Below are 15,965 nucleotides of genomic sequence, written 5' to 3'. Positions count from 1 at the left end.
GTTACTTCTTGCGCACGTACAGCGAGACGGCGCGGTAGTTCACGTCCTCGTCGCCTTCGACGGCCTCGACCAGGCTGTCCGCCTTGCTACCGCGGCGCGGGCCCACCTCGTACTCCTCTTCGATCGAAGGCTCGCCGAACCCGGCGTTCGCCAACCAGGCGTAGTTCTCCTTGCGCGTGCGCGCCGCCTGCACGCTGTTGCCGAGGGAGCGGGCGCGCTCGACCACGTCCTCGTCGCGCTCCCGGTCCGCGAAGACGGTCTCCATGACCAGCAACCCGCCGGGTTTGAGCACGCGCCCCAGCTCCTTGAGCACCAGGGCCTGGTCGTACAAAAGCGTCATGACGTTGTTCACGTAGACGGCGTCCATGGTACCCGACCCGATGCCGCAGGAGATGAGGTCCTCGGGGTAGGCCGCGCGAAACTCCATGTTGTTGCGCGCGAGGCCGCTCTTGTGCCAAGCGCGCTCCATCCCGCCCCTCGCCTCCTCGAGGTAGGTCGGGTTCCAGTCGATGCCCAGCACGCTGCCGTCGTTGCCCGCCATGGCGCTGAGCTTGTAGACGCCCTTGCCCCGGCGGCAGCATAGGTCGAGGACCTTCTTGCCCCGAAGCTCGGCCGCCGGCAGCAGCATCTTGCACACGCTGGTGAAGCCGTCTTCGAACTGCCTGCCGCCGTAATGCCTCTTCAGAGCGTCGGCGAACGCGTCCTCGTCCCGCTCGGCCGCGCGCGCCCCCGCACCGAGGGAGATGTCCGCAACGCCGCCGGCATCGACGGTGCGGGAGTCGGCGAGCTTGATGTTCTCGTTCAGGTCCTCCAGCATGCCGGCGCGCTCGACAAGGCCCATGCGCGCGGAGTCGACCTGCAGCTCCTGGTTGTGCGCGTAGTATCGGTCGTTGCCGTAGCGCGCGACGAACCGGGTGGTGGGCTGGCGCGTGGCCAGTTCCGCCATGAACACGAGCATCTCGCGGTTGCCGAAGCACTCGTCCACGAAGTCGAAGGCGCGGTCCATCTTGGAGGACGCCGCGTCCGCCGCCGGCTGGATCGCGCCCACCTCGGCCCGGTACGCCCGCTCGATCGTGCGGAAGGCGGCCTCGCCCGCCTCCGTTCCCTCCCGCGCGCACTGGGTTGCGAAGTCCCGCAGCTTGCCCGCCACCAGACGCTCCCTGCGAACGAGGGAGTTGGAGGCGGTGCCGGATGCCACCTTGCGGGCCAGGGCGTCCTCCCGATCGGCCAACCGCGGCCCGAGAACCGCCTCGGCGGCCGCCCCTTCCAGAAGCTCGGGCTTGGCGTCGCGCAGCACGTCGCGCAGCTCCACGGCCACGTCCTCCTTCTCGAGGGCCCCCGCGCAATCGCGGGCAAGCACGTCGAGCACGAGGCCGATCAGCGCGACCCGCTCGTCGAAGGCGGCCTCGTGCGCGCGCTTCTTAACGGCGTCGCTCGCCTCGCCCGCCAGGATCGCGTCCACCTGGTAGTCGGAGCGGTACTTCTCGAACAGCGCGTAGTACACCGCGAACTGGTCGGCCACCTCGTCGTCGCGAAGGAACTGGGCAACCAGCTCCCGGTTCACGGGCTTGCCCATATCCTCATACAGGGCGATGATCCGCGCCAGGTCCTCCCAGCCGCGGGCCGTGACGAACGACTTGCCCCCACCCGGCTTCGACTCCACCTTGTAGAAGCAGTCGCGCTTCGCCTCGAGAAACGTGGTGACCGCGGGATGCAGCCCCGTGCTCGACGCGTAGTCCTTCCACGCGGCGTAGTCGGGCTCCACGTCGATCTCGCGCATGCGGTCGAGCGTGACGATGTCGAACTCGTGCACCGAGCGGTTGTACTCGGGCGGGTTGCCGGCGCACACCACCACCCAGCCGTCGGGAACCTTGTGCTTGCCGAACGTCTTGAACTGCAGGAACTGGAGCATCGAAGGGTAGAGCGTCTCCGACACGCAGTTGATCTCGTCTAAGAACAGGATGCCGTCGCGCAGGCCGGTGCTCGCCATGTAGTCGTACAGGGCGGCCACGATCTCGGACATGGTGTACTCGGAAGCCTCGTACTCGAAGCCCTCGAACGAGCGGTGCTCGATGCGCGGCAGGCCGAGCGCGCTTTGGCGCGTGTGGTGCGTCATCGAGTACGACACGAGCCCGATGCCGAGCTCGCGGGCCACCTGCTCCATGATGGCCGTCTTGCCTATGCCGGGCGCCCCCAGCAGGAACAAGGGCCGCTGATGCGCCGACGAGATCAGGGGCATGCCGGCGTCGTCCCGTTTCAAATAGGCCTCGACGGTGTCCTTTATCTGCTGCTTCGCTGAAGCGATGTTCATTGCGCGGTCTCCTTTCGGCAGGCGTCGGCTACCGCTCGGCCTGGCTCTTCAATCGGTTGATGCCGTTGTCGTCTATCAGTATCTTGCACGCCCAAGGCGGCACCGGGGGCGTCGCCTGGCCCCCCTCGTCCATGAACACGAACGCCGCCTCGTAGTCGGGCGTCTTCTCCGGAAACTGGCCCAGACCGTCGGTGAAGTAGACGAGTCCCTTCAGGTCGGCCAGCTCGCCCGTCTTGCGCAGCCGGTCGACGTAGTCGAACACCGGCCTGAAATCCGTGCCGCCGAAGCCGCGTATCTGCATGCCGTCCAGCATGCGGTCGACGTCCTTCAGGTTTCTCACCTTGGTGTCCGACTGCACCCTCGCGTCGCACTGGACGATGTGGATGTTCACCTCGCTGGCGTAGTCCTCGGAGCTTTTGAGGATGCCGAACGTGTGGGCCACGAACTTCCTCACCAGCTCGCCGCTGACGGACTCCGACGTGTCGATGGCTATGACGAAGTCGCGCACGCGCTCCGTCTCCCGGTATTCGAGCGGCTCGATCAGCGGCATGTCCCCGTACAGGTCCATGCCGTAGGTGTAGTAGACGTAGTCGAACTCGTCCATGTTCAGCCGCATCTCCTCGCCTGTCACCATGAACCGGCGCAGGAAGTCGGTGTAGCTGCAAGTGGCGCGGTTCGCGAAGGCGAGGTTCGCCACCAGGCTGCCGGCCTCGTCCCCCCACTCCTTCGAGAAGGTCTCGAGGTTCACCTCGATCTGCTTCGCGACGTCCTCCCACTCCCGCTCCTCGCGCTCCGCGTCCTCCTCGGTCGGCCGGGGCGCGTCGCGCTCGCCCGCCCCGTCGCCGTCGGTCGCATCGTCTCGGGCGCCCTCGTCGGCGTCGTCAGCCGCGTCCGCCTCGGCCTCGGCCTCTTCCGGTTGCGCGTCGCGGCCTCCCCCGCCGTCCGCGGATTCGCCGTCGAGCGTCTCGGTCCGAAGGGCGTCGAGCTCCGCGTCGGGGTTCGCGTCGTCCTGCGAAACCTCCTCGGGAGCGGCGTCGTCCGCGTCGCCCTGCCCCTTCGCCTTGTTGTTGGCGGGCCAGGCCCCATGGTCGTCGCGCTCGAACAGGGCGCGCCACTCGTTCAAGGCGCTGCGGCCCATGCCGCGGTACTGCTGCCCGTCGGGTGTTTGCATCAAGCCCTTCACCAGGCCGTACACCTTGCCGGGAAGCACGTGGCCCACGAGCATCCGCATCTCGCTCAGCGCCTGGCGGCGCGCCGCGTCGTCGGCGCAGGAAAAGCGGCTGCCGCACAGGTCCATGGCGGCGTTCTCCACGACGATGTCGCAGGCGAGCCCCCACGCCTCCCGGTCGTCGTGCCCCTCGTCGAACGGATGCCGAAAGACGCAGTGCAGCACCAGGTGCAGGTAGTCGCGCACCGATTCCTCGAACGACTCCCGGAACCGGGCTATCACGCGCGGCGGATCGTAGACGACCTGCTTGGCGTCGGTGGCCAGGGGGTAGCGCGCGCCCACGCGCAAAGGCGCGAGGTCCATGCGCCACAGCGCGAGGTCCAAGAAGCGGAACTTGAGCATGAGCTGCACGCGGCACTCGTCGACGATGTCCGCGCCCAGGCGGTCCTCGTCCGCGCGGCGCTTGAGCTTGGCATCGGTCGTTTCGGGAACGGGCGTCATCGCGACCTCCTACAAATCGAAGTCCGGCGCGGCCTGCTCGAAGCGCAGGCGCCGCGCTTCGAGCAGGTACCCCGTCATGGCGGCGTCCTGCAACGCGGCGACGCGCTCGATAACGGCGTGGACGTTGTCGGCGTTGAGGTACCCCAGGTCCATCAGGGCGTCGAAGGTCTTCCGGTCGTCGTGGCGGGCCACGTCGACGCATATCTCCTCGATGCCGCACCTCAGCGCCCGGTCGCACATGCTGCGGTTGACCGGTGTGAGGAACACCGGGTCGAGCAGGCGCTCCACGATGCGCACGGCCTGGTCGTAGGTGCGCAGCCCCCGATCGCTTTCCGCGTCGAAGCTGCTGCCGTTGATGATGGCGTTGTCGTAATGCTCGAAGAGGACCGCCGCATCGACGTGGTCGGGCACGCTCAACGCCAGCATCATCTGCTGGACGCCGCGATCGGTGTCGGGGAAGCGGATGCCGAAGCTCTCGTGCCCAAAGAGCGGTTCCACCAGGTCCAGGTGGATGAGCTCGACCAGGCCGTCCACCGCCAGCCCCCGTATGCCGACGTTCGTTATGCGGTCGGACAGGTGCAGCTCGCGGATGCCCGCGACCCCGTTGAAGGCGTAGGGCGCGATCTCGTCGACCTCTTCGGGAATGCGCACGACCGCGACGTCCCCCGTGCAGAGCACCACGCGCGAGCGCCCGGCGCCCGTGCGTTCGAGCAGAAGGCCGGGTGCCCGGTAGAAGCGCTCGTTGCCGGCGTCGACCGCCACCTCGCGCAGCGACGGCTCCTCCGCGCCGTGGTGGGCGCCTCGGGTGACGAGCGCGTTCGCCCCCAGGCGCGCGAGCGCAGCCGGCAGCCGCAAGCTCGCGAGGCCCGTGTCGAGGAACGCCTCGTCCCCGATACTCCGCAGGCTGCTCGGAACGTCGACGCGCACGAGGTTGCGGCAACCTTTGAACGCCGCCTTGCCCACGGCCTCCAAACCTTCCGGAAGGACGGCTTCGACGATGCCCGCGTGGTTGGCGAACGCCGCCTCGTCGACGGCGAGCGTGCCCTCCCCTACGACGTAGCGGCGCGCACCCTGATCCATCATGCGCGTCAGATGCCTTCCCGACCCGTCCTTGCGGTACAGACCTCCCGCCTCGTCGAGCTCGAGGCGGGATCCCGCGGCTATGGAGAACGTCGCAGCGGCCCCCGCGTAGGTAAGCCCGGTTCCGGCCGCAAGGGGGTGTCCCAGCTCCTCGACGGATGAGGGCAGGCGCAGCTCGCGCAGCGCCGTGCCCGTGAACGCATTGGCGCCGACGGACGTAAGGCCCTCGCGCAGGCGCACCTCTTCGAGGTTGGAGCAGTTGAAGAAGGCCTTCTCGCCCACGCGCCGCAGCGACGAGGGCGCTTCGAACGAGGAGACGCCCGTGCGGGACAAGGCGAAATCGCCCAGCACTTCAAGGCTCTCGGGCACCTCGACGCGCTCGAGGCACGCGAACCCGCTGAAGCCCTTCTTGGCCACGGCCCGGCATCCGTCACATAGGCGGTACTCCGGGCCGGGTACGGCGAGCGCGACGAGCACACGGCCGTCGCGGCGGTACAGGGCCCTGCCGTCCGTCGTCAAGAACGGGTTGGACCGGTCGACCTCGACGCGTTCGAGCCTGCTTTTCGCGAACGCGCCGGGCTCCACCTCCTCCGCCGTCGCGCCCACGCGCAGCGTTCGAAGCCCCGGCAGGTCGAAGATCTCCGGGCCCAGCTTTGCCAAACGGCCGGGCAGCGTCAGGTCCTCGACGTTCGGACAGCCGCGAAACCAGTCGGAATCGAACGCCGCGAGCTCCTTGGAGAGAACGACCTTGCGCAGGCTTTTGCCGCCGCGAAAGGCGCAGGGCCCGACGGAGATCACGGAATCGGGGCAGGTGACCTCCTCGACGGTCGGCAAGAACGCGCAGGCGTCGGCAGCGAGGGCGACGACCGGCTTGCCCTCGATCTCGGCCGGCACGTCCAACCGGGGGCCGCGCGTCTCGCAGCGCTCCACGCGCACCTCTGCGCCGTCGAGCACGACGTAGCGCCACACGGCACCCGCCTCGTCCACCCGCTCGCGAACCTCGGACGCACGAGCGGCCTCGATCGCGGCCACCGCCTCAAGCTGCGCGCGACGTGCGCGGGCGCGCTCTTCGGCCTCCAGCGTGCGCCAACGCGACGACACGCCGTCGCCCAGCGCCATGGGGGTGAACCCCCCGAAGCAAACGTCAAGCTTGCTGGTATCCAATGAAATCCCTGCACCCATATCGGCAAATCCGCCCGTCGGCCTCTCGGCTTTCCGCAAGCAAGCTCTTCCCGCCGCGCGTGAGTCGGTGTTCGGGAATATTATACCCTAATTAGAATAATATCGCACGAACCATTGAACCCGTGCGCGCGAGATGCTAGCTGGCCTGCCGGGGCGCCCCTGCGGCATCGACCTTGCGGCGCGCGGCCAGCTCGTCGGCGAACATGATGCAGTAGCGCAGCCCCTTCAGCGTGACGTACAGGCAGGCGATCTCGTGCTTGCCGCCGTGGTTGAACACGTCGTACGTCAGGTACTCGCGCTCGATCATCGGCTCGTAGATCGGGCTGCCCTTCACCTTTTCCATCAGCAGGTTCGTGGATTCGCGTCCGAGCTCGTCCTGCTTCAAGGAAATGTTGTACAGGATGTCCTCCTGCTCCTGCGTCAAGCGGCCCATTTCCTCGATCTCGGCTTTGATGGCATCCTCGGTTCCCATAAGCGTTCGTCTCCTTGTGCGGTTCGGTGTCTGCGTATTCGATGATTCCCATAGCCCCCAATACGGTGCCCGTAAAGCTTTCCCTCCGGCAAAGCGCTGCGGGCAATGCAGTGCTGGCTATTCTAAAAGAGGACTCACTTCGAACAACAAGCGAGTCCTCTCTTATGCTCTGCACAAAGCTTTTTCTAAAAGCTTAGCTCACAGGCTTGATGTCCTTGAAGCTGCCGCCGAGGCCGAGCTCGCCAGCGCCTTCGTTGCCCGTGGCCTTCGTGGAGGTGTAGCCACCCCACGCGCGGCCGACGAACTTGCCCTTCACGAAGAACACGTTCAGCTTCAAAAGATCGGGCTTTCCGAGGCCGTACTCAGCCAGCGCCTCTTCCTGGGACTTGCCCGCGTCAAGCAGCTCGTTCAGCTTTTCGGCGGCACCCGCAGGATCAAGGGCCATAAACTCATCATGCGTCATCTTTACCCTCCTTCTCTAGTCAACCACGCAACGTCGTGGCCACCGGTTAGCGACCTGTGACCACGACGTATCATATCACAAGCGATTACAGCTGGAACAACACCATCGGGCGGTCGAACTCCGCCATCTTGGCCTGCATTTCCTCCAGCGTGCCGTAGTACATGGACGCGGACTCCTCAACCTGCACGGCCAAGGGACGCTGGCCGGCCTTGTCGCCGCCCGTTCCCCAGTGCTCGGAGAAGATGGACGTCGGGCAGGGGATGTAGAACCACTCCCACGCGTCGCCGTCAGAGCCTTCGCCCTTCTTGAACGGGCCGACTTCCACTTCCTTGATCCCGAACTGATCGAGGGGAAGGCCGAGCTCTTCTTTGCAGGCGATCTCTGCGGCATGGTTGCCGGAGAAGTAGGTGTAATCAACGAGCAAAGCGTATTTCTGGTCTGCCATTTTCGCCACTTCCTTTCGAGTTAGTCTTGGTCCAGGCTACGGACGCGGCGGACGTTGCACATGACACCCTTGTACGGGGCACCGAAACCGAGCTTGCCAACGTTGAAGTGCGGCACCAGGCTGTTGAAGTTGGACTTCCACACGCCGAACAGGTTGGGCTCTTCGCCGTCCTGCTCGGGGAACCACCAACCGTGGGCGCAGTTCAGGATGCCGGGCTTCATGACCGGGGTGATCTCCGCCTTGAAGCGGGCCTCGCCGAACATGTTGTACACCTCGCACCAGTCGCCATCGGTGATGCCGTACTCTTCAGCGGTCTCGGGGTTGATCTGAACCCACGGCCACGGATCGATCTGGCGCAGCGACGGAACATGACGATGCTCGGAGTGGAACGAGCTGTAGCGACGCGAGCCGGACGTGGTGATCAGCGGATACTGACCGGCGAAGTCGGGCTTGCTGATGGGGCTGTAGTTCGGCTCCTCGTAGTACGGCAGCGGATCCTCGCCCCAGGATTCGTACAGAATCGAGTAGGCTTCGATCTGGCCCGTGATGGTGTTGAAGCCGGGCTCGCCGTCGAAGCGGAGCAGGCCCTTCTCGTACTTCTCGTACTCGAAGCCATGGGCGCCGGGCTGGTAGAGGCCTTCCTCCTGGAACGTCTTCCAGTCCATGCCGAGCTCCTTCAGCTGGTCGCTGTAGAAGTCCTCCACGGCAACCGCCAGGGCGTCGAGGTCGAGGGACTTGCCGTCGGCCGGCTTGTACCACGGCCACCAGGACGGGTTCAGGCGCTGGCCGAACATGAGGCAGATCTCCACGTCGGACTTGCACTCGCCGACCTGCAGGGCCTTGTTCATGGGGCCCATGAACACGGTGTTGCGGCCGTAGTGCGTGAGCACGATGCCGTTGTGCTCGGCCCAGGTGGCCATCGGCAGGAAGTAGTCACCCACGGCCATGGCCGTCGGGGTCATGGTGAGGTCCTGAACGACCACGAACTCGAGCTTCTGCAGAGCCTTGTGCCAACGCTTGGGCTGCGCGGAGCACGTCGGGGTCAGGAAGTTGGAGCTGTTGAACCAGCCCATCTTCAGGGCGTAGGGCTCGTCGGTCTCCATGGTGTTCAGCGTCTCGTCGGGCTGGGTGGTGGCCATGCCGGTGGACAGGCCGGGCCAGGCGGCGGCGCCGATGCGCTTCGACCAAACCTCGTCGTCCATAGCACCGCGCTGCTCCATGCGCCACTTGCCGAGCAGGGCAGACGGAGGACCGAGGGTCAGGCCGCCGGGACGGTCGATGGAGCCGGCCAGGGCCGCCAGGACGATGAACGCCTGGGACAGCTGCACGCCGTTCTTGTTCTGGTCGAACGCGAGGCCCCACGCCCAGCCGATCGGGCGCTCGGTGCCGATGATGTGGGCGACGCGCTTGATGTCCTCGGCGTCGACGCCGGTGATCTCGGCAACCTTGTCGACCGGGTACTCGGCCGCGCGGGCCTTCATGTCGTCCAGGCCGTAGATCCACTTCTCGGCGAACTCCTGGTCGTACTCCTCGTTCTCGAACATGAGGTTCATGATGGCGAGGGCCAGGGCCGTGTCGGTCTGCGGGCGGACCTGCAGGTTGATGTTGCCGTCATGAGCGCCCACCCACGTGATGCGGGGGTCGATGGAGATGATCTTCGTGCCGAGCTTCATCAGGTCGACGAGGCAGTGGCCGAAGAAGCCGTCGCCGTTGGAGGGCAGGGGCTCCTTGCCCCAAACCACGATCCACTTCGGCACGGTGTAGCGCGGATCCTGGTAGCTGCCCGGCAGGTGACCGGCGTAGTCGAGCTCGGGGTAGCCGGCGCCCAGCACGTAGTCGGCGATGGAGCAGCGCGGGCCGTAGCAGGACCAACCGGACTGCGTGTAGCAGCAGTTGGGCGACTGCAGGACGGAGAACGTCAGCGCGTAGTAGAAAATGCAAGCCTCACGGCCGGTGCCGCCGAAGCAGACGATGGACTCGGGGCCGTAGGTGTTCTGGAAGTAGCGAACCTTGTCGCAGATGGTGTCCAGAGCCTCGTCCCACGTGGTCTGAACCCATTTGTCCTTGCCGCGGTCCTGCGGATCGCGCTTCATGGGGTGGATGATGCGCGACGGCGCGTACGTGTACTCGCGCAGGGCGAGGTTCATCGCGTTCACGCGACCGGTGGTGATGGGGTTGTCGTCGTCACCTTCGACGCGGATGAGCTCGCCATCCTTCGTCACAACCTTGACGCCGTATCCAACCGGGTGGCTTCCCGGAGGAGACCACGTGTTGCTGCGGGTTACGACAGTCCCGTCTTCCATGACGGTTTGCCACTGTTTGCCGTATGCCATATTCTCCTTCTTTCTACACTATCACTCGTGTTCGGTAGAAGCATCTCTGCGCTTGTCATCGCGCGAAACCTCGTGTGGATCCTCGTGCCGGGGACCACCCCCTTCCCTCGAGTGCGGTGCCCGTCCCCTTGCGGGCACCGGCTTCTGCTTTTCGTCCGCTTACGCGGTAGGAGGCTTGGGAGCGCCGGGGGCCGCGGGGGCCTTCGGGGCGCCGGGAGCGCCGGGGGCGGCAGGAGCCGCAGGGGCGCCGGGAGCCGCGTTCGGCAGCGGCTTCTCGCCATTGATATACGGCGTGAAGTCCGCCTTGCAGAACGGGCAGGCCTTCAAGGTAACGCCGGCCATCATCTGAATGGTCTTACCGCATTCGGGGCACTTGTTCATGCCGCCGCTCGCACCTGCATCTGCTGGTCTGAAACACATAGGGGATCCTCCATCTCGATTCTTCGGCCGGCTTTGGCAGCGCCGCGCGCCGCCTATCTCCGACCCCTTGCCGTAACGGTCGCCAAAGGGCTGACGGGATACAGCTTAGTTGCCGCAGCGGGTCGAGCATCGAATCGCAAGGACAATTTTGGGGATCATACCATCGTCCTTGGGGGTTGATTTTCATCAACCCCCTTGAGTACGAAAGCGCATAACGCCTGATCATCGCTCTTTTTCATTTCTCGTCGCAGGCGCATGCCCAACCCGTCGAAGCCGGGGGAAACGCGGCTTGGCGCCCCCTGCCCAACGGCCCCTGCGGTATAATCTTGTTATGCACAACGCGCCTTTAAAGGGGGATTCTTTGAAGAACAACAAGGTGTACCTGCCCGTGGACGCCATCGCGCGCCACGAGGACTTCGACGTGTGGTACGAGGACGGCGACACGTTCCTCAGCATCAAGGGAACCTGGTCGAGCGAACGCGACAAGGCGGTCATCTTCGGTCGCATGGGCGGCGAGATGGGGCATATCAAGCCCGACCACAAGGCCCTCACCTACTACCTGAAGCTCGAACGCTGGGAGTACGTGTTCCACACGCTCCACCTCTTCAAGCATTACTACGTCAACGGGATGAAGTGGCAGATCGACGGATCGCTCGCAAACCCGCCGTTCGACTTCGTCAACGAGGAAGACCACACGAAGGAAGTGCACGTGCAAACGGTCAACTTCAAGGGCCACGGCGAATGCTACGAGATCAGGGCCCGCGACGTCGCCAAACTGCGCATAGCCGCGGCGGCCGTGATCGCCATGGGCATCAAAGAGGAGTACCAGGGCCTGAGCGAGGGCCTGAAGGACCCCGACGCCTCCAAGCTCAAGAAAGCCCAGAACTGGCTCTTCGCGGACAAGGGCATCCGCTACGAGGACCTGCCCGACCTGGACGAAAAGCCGCTCGAGCCCGCCGAATAGCTCCGTAGGGGCGATTTCCCGATCGCCCGTTCCGCCGCAAGCGGAAAACGCGGACTCCGGCAAGGATCGACGACGGAAGGCCCCCGGAACGGCGCGAAACGCGCCTTCCGGGGGCCTTCCGCGTTTCGGAGGCGGGAAAGCGCACCTTTCGCGAGCACCCCTCCCCGCTCCGCACGGGCCACCCTCGTTGGAGGCCGCCCTTCGCCGCAAAGAAGCAGTTGCATTTCTCCCCCGCCCGCCGAGGTACCGAAGCACGAAGAAGCCCCCGCGTCCTTGTTTCCAAGGAGCGGGGGCTTCGCAAAGCTCAGAGCTTCGAAGGCGGCGTTGCCGGGCGGTATCGCCAGGCGCAGCGCACCTTGCAAGGACGCGTTACTTCTTTGCGGCCTTGTTCTTCGCCAGCTGGGCGCCGCCGAAGACGAAGAAGTACAGGAACGGGAGCAGCAGGCCGATTGCCATGAGAGGCAGGGCGTAGGGCTGCTTCGCCCAGTTGGGCACGATGAGCGGGCAAGCGATGCAGAGCACGGCCAGGATGGCAACGATGATCAGCATGATGATGAAGCGCGTGTTGCCGTCCCGCTCGGAGGCGCCGAGCTTCTCTTCCTCGGCCGCGAGCTGGTCCATGGACTTGCCGGCGGTCTCCTTCACGAACAGCACCGTGCAGACGAAGCCGAGCGCGAACGGAACGATGAGCACGAGCACGACCGTCGACCAGTTGGTGGCGCCGGTGGCCGTCTGGAAGAACGCCATGCCGGCGATGCCGCCGAGCACGATGGAGGAGGCGGAGCCGCCGAAGCGGGCGAACGCCTGGCACCAGGACGTGCCGGTGTTGCGGATGGCCGTGGGATAGCTCTCGGGCATGAGGGGCTGGACGGCCGTGATGGCGTAGTTCAGCGCGAAGCCGAAGAGCAGCATGAGGGCGATGCACAGGCCCATGTTGTTCGGGGCCACGAAGATGGAGCACAGGATGATGGCCACGATGCAGAACAGCCACGAGAACGCCAGGTTGCGCTTGCGGCCCACCTTGTCGGACACGAAGCCCACGCAGATGTTCGAGGCGATGGCGGCCACGTTGTTCCAGGTCTGCAGCGCCACGGAGTCAGCCTGCGAGTAGCCCAGGCCCACGAACCACGTGGGGATCCAGGCGTTCATGCCGTACACGCAGAACTGGCCCACGAAGTAAGCGGCCCAGATGGCGCAGGTGGCCACGATGAACTTGCTCGAGAACAGCACGTTGGGGCCGGTCTTGGCAGGTTTCGGCGGAACGATGAGCAGAGCGGGATCGTACTCGTGGGACGTGTGGCGCGTGGCCTGCTCGATCTCGGACAGGCGCTTGCAGGCCATCTCCTTGTTGCCGGAGTTGGCGTACCAGTGCGGCGTCTCGTGCATGGCGAAGATGAGCACCACGCCGTAGAGCAGCGGGATGGCGCCGATCAGGTAGCACAGGCGCCAGTTCGCGTACATCGTCGCCGTGCCGCCGTCGGCCAGCACGTAGGTGACCTGGTTCGTGAAGTCGCCCAGCAGCGGCGTGGCCGCGTTGCAGATGGGGTTGGCGATGAGGCCGGCCAGAACCCAGCCGACGACCATGAAGGCCATGCCGAACGTGACGAAGATGCCGCGCTGCTTGGAGGGCATGCTCTCCGAGAACACCGTGGTGACCACGGGGATGCAGGAGCCCACGCCGAAGCCGGCGATCAGGCGGAACGCCGCGAAGAACCCGAGGTCGTTCGCGAACGCCTGGGGCAGCGTGAACAGGCCGTAGAACATGACGGCGGCGATCAGCGTCTTCTTACGGCCGATCTTGTCGGACATGATGCCGCCGACGGCGCCGCCGAGCACCATGCCCAGCAGACCCCAGGTGGTGAGCGAGCCCATGAGCGCGCCCGGGTTCGCGTCATTCGGCCAGAACGTGTGGGCCACGAACAGGTTCGTCGAGTTGACGATCATGAAGTCGTAGCCGTCGAAGATCATGGCAAAAGCGAGGAGAACGAAGACAACCCACGTGTGCGAGCTGATACCAATGGAGTCGATAACCTCCGAGATGGTAAACTCCTTTTTATCCATGAATCCCTCCTTCAATGTGATTTTGTTCGATGAGAAACCAACAGAACATGTGCTTTTGAAACTACCTTGATGATTTCTTGCTTCCCCTGCACAGTAGTAAGACCGGAATCGCAGCGTGCCTGCAGGAAATTACGGACGCCCCCGTGCTGCACAAGCAACGGGCGCTTCCATAGTTTCGATCGCCCTTACCCCAACGGCAATCGCAACCAGCCTCCAAGACCGCGTCTCAACCAGAAGAACCGACCGTGCGCTTCCTCCCTTCCGCGATTTCTACTGCCTCTGTTTGATCGCTTCTCCTACCACAGAAGCTGACGAAATCGAGCATAAGCAACGGCAAAGGGATGATTGTCGAATCAGGGGGACGTTTTTGGATGAGCCCCATCGTCCCGAGAGGTTGATTTTCATCGTCCCGAAAACGACGATAAACCCATTAGACCTGATGGGGATACTACGGCGGGATTATTGCATTTGAATCGAGGGGGAGAAACGTTTATAGTTAAACGCACCGGTCGGATCGACGTACCGCAACGACGTCGACCTTCACAGAACGGCGTCAGCAAAACCGCGCCCCGGCCGAGGGTACTGTGTCCGATGATCGCATCGACAGGGGAATGCGAGGAAGCATGGCTATCACCTTTCCGCGTATCAGCATAACGGTGGATGATGACCGGGGTATGGGAACACAAGGCGAGCTGAGCGTGTTGTCGCTCGGCTTCGGCATACACCAAGCATGGATCTACACCGCCATGTTCGGCACGAACTCCATTTTCGAGGCCCAAGCACCCACCATATTCTCGAACTTCGCGGAATCGCCCGTGTCGCTCGTGTTCCTCATATCCATCGTGGTGTTCGGGCTTTCGCTGCTGTTCGCCGCCATCACCGACCAGAAGTTCCTGCGGTTCTACACGGCCAAGCGCGTGCTGATGGGCGCGGCCGTGCTCACGGCCCTGGGCACGTTCGCCGTGTTCGCCTCGTCGGCACCCGGCGCCGTGGGGATCGTCGCCACCGTGTTCGCCGGCGTGGCCACCGGCATCGGGTCGGCGTTGCTGCTGCTGTTCTGGGGCACGGCCTACTCGCGCTACGGCGCCGCCACCATCGTCATGAACACGGCCGTGGCCATCGTCATAGCCGTGGCCATCTACTCCGTGGCGCTCCACGTCATCCCCTCACCGTTCTCGGGCATTCTCACGGCCTGCCTGCCCCTGCTGGAGCTGCCGCTGCTGTGGCATCTGACGCCGGTGAGCTACGCCGTGCGCCACGCCATACCCATCTTCAACCCGCTTCCGGTGCGCAAGGGCCCGTTCTCGCTTCGGTTCGCGCTGCCCGTGCTGCTGTTCGGCTTCGCGCTGGGCGCGCTGCGGTCCATCTCCACGCAGGTCATCCTGCCGTCGTCCGACCTCACCACGCAGCTGCTGGCCCTGTTCGCCGGCGGCGCGGCCACCGTGCTGCTGCTGGTGACCACGTTCTCCATCGACAAGCGCAGCCACTGGGACTTCCTGTTCCGCCCGCTCATCCCGTTCATCGCCATCACGCTGTTCTTCCTGCCCTCGCTGGCGCTGGAGAACTCGATGATAGCCGCGCTCGTGCTGCTGACGGGCTACATGTGCTTCGAGGCGCTCATGTGGGTGTTCTTCGGCGAGCTGTCGCAGGAGTTCCGCCTGTCGCCCATTTTCGTGTTCGGCGTGGGGCGCGGCTGTTTGGCCCTGGGCTCGCTCGGCGGATCGCTGTCGGTGGTGGACCCCACGTTCCTGGATTCGCTCACGCCGTTCGGCGAGGCGGGCGGCGCGGTGCTCATCATGTTCGCCATGGTGGTGGCCTACGCGCTGCTGCCGCGCGTGCGCGACATCAAGCGCATCATCATCGCGGGAGGGCGCGATTACAGCGCCATCGAGACCTTCAACCGCCAGATCGAGCAGGTCACGTGGTCGGCGCGGCACAGCGACGACGAGGCGGAAGCGGCATCGGCGCCCCTGCCCGGAGCGTTCTACGGGGCGGCGGAGCACCAACCGGACGCGGCCGTGGGCGCCACGAGCGCTTTCAGCCAGGCCGCCGTTCCGGGATGGCGCGGCGGGAGCATCGGAGCGACCCCGCCGTCGTCCCTGGCAACGTCGCCGAGCGAGGACAAGCAGCAGGCCGAGCCGGTCTCGGACGCCGAGCGCTCGCGCAAAAGCGGCCGGTTCCGCTCGCAGTGCGAGGTCATCGCCGACCGCTACCTGCTGTCGCGTCGCGAGACCGAGGTTATGTTCCTGCTGGCCAAGGGGCACAACGCCGCTTACATCCAAGACAAGCTGTGCATTTCGAAGAGCACGGCCAAAACGCACATCAGCCACATCTACCGCAAGCTCGACATCCACAACCAGCAGGAGCTGCTGTCCATGGTGGACGAGGCACGCGACGAGCTGTAGCGGGCCGCAGGTGGTCGACCCGGAATGACGACCGACCACCTGCGGCCCGGCGACCGACCAACCCGTAGGGCAAGGGCTCTGCCCTTGCCGTCTACCTGCGATAAAGCGCCTTGCTGGGCGGCAAGGGCAGAGCCCTTGCCCTACAAAATCAACGAAACGG

General features: G+C 65.1%; 11 protein-coding genes. 2 read left to right on the top strand and 9 right to left on the bottom strand.

Annotated features, from left to right (window positions below; genetic code table 11):
- Position 1: 1 nt before the first annotated feature.
- From HCH03_RS10565 to HCH03_RS10530, 8 genes are all read right to left on the bottom strand, one after another.
- The gene (locus tag HCH03_RS10565; RefSeq protein WP_221689475.1) at positions 2-2,311 is read right to left on the bottom strand and encodes a methyltransferase domain-containing protein; all 2,310 of its coding nucleotides are present in this window, start codon (positions 2,309-2,311) and stop codon (positions 2-4) included.
- Between the two features lie 28 nt (positions 2,312-2,339).
- Positions 2,340-3,980 (bottom strand): vWA domain-containing protein, encoded by a 1,641-nt coding sequence (locus HCH03_RS10560; RefSeq protein WP_221689474.1) that lies wholly within the window; start codon positions 3,978-3,980, stop codon positions 2,340-2,342.
- A gap of 9 nt (positions 3,981-3,989) precedes the next feature.
- The gene (locus HCH03_RS10555; RefSeq protein WP_221689473.1) at positions 3,990-6,224 is read right to left on the bottom strand and encodes a leucine-rich repeat domain-containing protein; all 2,235 of its coding nucleotides are present in this window, start codon (positions 6,222-6,224) and stop codon (positions 3,990-3,992) included.
- Positions 6,225-6,378: 154 nt separating this feature from the next.
- Positions 6,379-6,714, bottom strand: a complete 336-nt coding sequence (locus HCH03_RS10550) for a hypothetical protein (RefSeq protein ID WP_185905482.1) — start codon at positions 6,712-6,714, stop codon at positions 6,379-6,381.
- A gap of 193 nt (positions 6,715-6,907) precedes the next feature.
- Positions 6,908-7,177, bottom strand: coding sequence for a hypothetical protein (locus HCH03_RS10545; protein WP_080142286.1), 270 nt, complete (start codon positions 7,175-7,177; stop codon positions 6,908-6,910).
- An 85-nt stretch (positions 7,178-7,262) separates the two neighbouring features.
- Positions 7,263-7,622: a hypothetical protein gene (locus HCH03_RS10540; protein WP_080142284.1), complete on the bottom strand. Its 360-nt coding sequence runs from the start codon at positions 7,620-7,622 to the stop codon at positions 7,263-7,265.
- Between the two features lie 20 nt (positions 7,623-7,642).
- On the bottom strand, positions 7,643-9,955 hold the full coding sequence (locus HCH03_RS10535; protein ID WP_185905483.1) for a molybdopterin-dependent oxidoreductase: 2,313 nt from the start codon (positions 9,953-9,955) through the stop codon (positions 7,643-7,645).
- A gap of 159 nt (positions 9,956-10,114) precedes the next feature.
- Positions 10,115-10,375: a hypothetical protein gene (locus HCH03_RS10530; protein ID WP_080142281.1), complete on the bottom strand. Its 261-nt coding sequence runs from the start codon at positions 10,373-10,375 to the stop codon at positions 10,115-10,117.
- Positions 10,376-10,736: 361 nt separating this feature from the next.
- Between HCH03_RS10530 and HCH03_RS10525 the strand changes: the two genes are divergently transcribed.
- Positions 10,737-11,339, top strand: a complete 603-nt coding sequence (locus HCH03_RS10525; RefSeq protein ID WP_221689472.1) for a hypothetical protein — start codon at positions 10,737-10,739, stop codon at positions 11,337-11,339.
- 369 nt (positions 11,340-11,708) lie between these two features.
- Here HCH03_RS10525 and HCH03_RS10520 read toward each other — a convergent pair whose 3' ends face one another.
- Complete coding sequence (locus HCH03_RS10520) at positions 11,709-13,400, bottom strand: MFS transporter (RefSeq protein ID WP_221689471.1); 1,692 nt, start codon at positions 13,398-13,400, stop codon at positions 11,709-11,711.
- A 674-nt stretch (positions 13,401-14,074) separates the two neighbouring features.
- Between HCH03_RS10520 and HCH03_RS10515 the strand changes: the two genes are divergently transcribed.
- Entirely contained in the window at positions 14,075-15,805 is a 1,731-nt protein-coding gene (locus HCH03_RS10515) for a helix-turn-helix domain-containing protein (RefSeq protein WP_221689470.1), read from the top strand.
- The last annotated feature ends 160 nt before the right edge of the window (positions 15,806-15,965 follow it).

Origin of the sequence: Gordonibacter massiliensis (ex Traore et al. 2017) (genome assembly GCF_019731765.1) — a bacterium.
Lineage (GTDB): Bacteria > Actinomycetota > Coriobacteriia > Coriobacteriales > Eggerthellaceae > Gordonibacter > Gordonibacter massiliensis.
Note: the sequence above shows the minus strand (reverse complement) of the source record. Positions and strands in the feature narration are given on the sequence as shown.

Coding starts and splice junctions, on each gene's coding strand:
- HCH03_RS10565 (WP_221689475.1), bottom strand. CDS start 2,311: ATGAACATCGCTTCAGCGAAGCAGCAGATAAAGGACACCGTCGAGGCC.
- HCH03_RS10560 (WP_221689474.1), bottom strand. CDS start 3,980: ATGACGCCCGTTCCCGAAACGACCGATGCCAAGCTCAAGCGCCGCGCG.
- HCH03_RS10550 (WP_185905482.1), bottom strand. CDS start 6,714: ATGGGAACCGAGGATGCCATCAAAGCCGAGATCGAGGAAATGGGCCGC.
- HCH03_RS10545 (WP_080142286.1), bottom strand. CDS start 7,177: ATGACGCATGATGAGTTTATGGCCCTTGATCCTGCGGGTGCCGCCGAA.
- HCH03_RS10540 (WP_080142284.1), bottom strand. CDS start 7,622: ATGGCAGACCAGAAATACGCTTTGCTCGTTGATTACACCTACTTCTCC.
- HCH03_RS10535 (WP_185905483.1), bottom strand. CDS start 9,955: ATGGCATACGGCAAACAGTGGCAAACCGTCATGGAAGACGGGACTGTC.
- HCH03_RS10530 (WP_080142281.1), bottom strand. CDS start 10,375: ATGTGTTTCAGACCAGCAGATGCAGGTGCGAGCGGCGGCATGAACAAG.
- HCH03_RS10520 (WP_221689471.1), bottom strand. CDS start 13,400: ATGGATAAAAAGGAGTTTACCATCTCGGAGGTTATCGACTCCATTGGT.
- HCH03_RS10515 (WP_221689470.1), top strand. CDS start 14,075: ATGGGAACACAAGGCGAGCTGAGCGTGTTGTCGCTCGGCTTCGGCATA.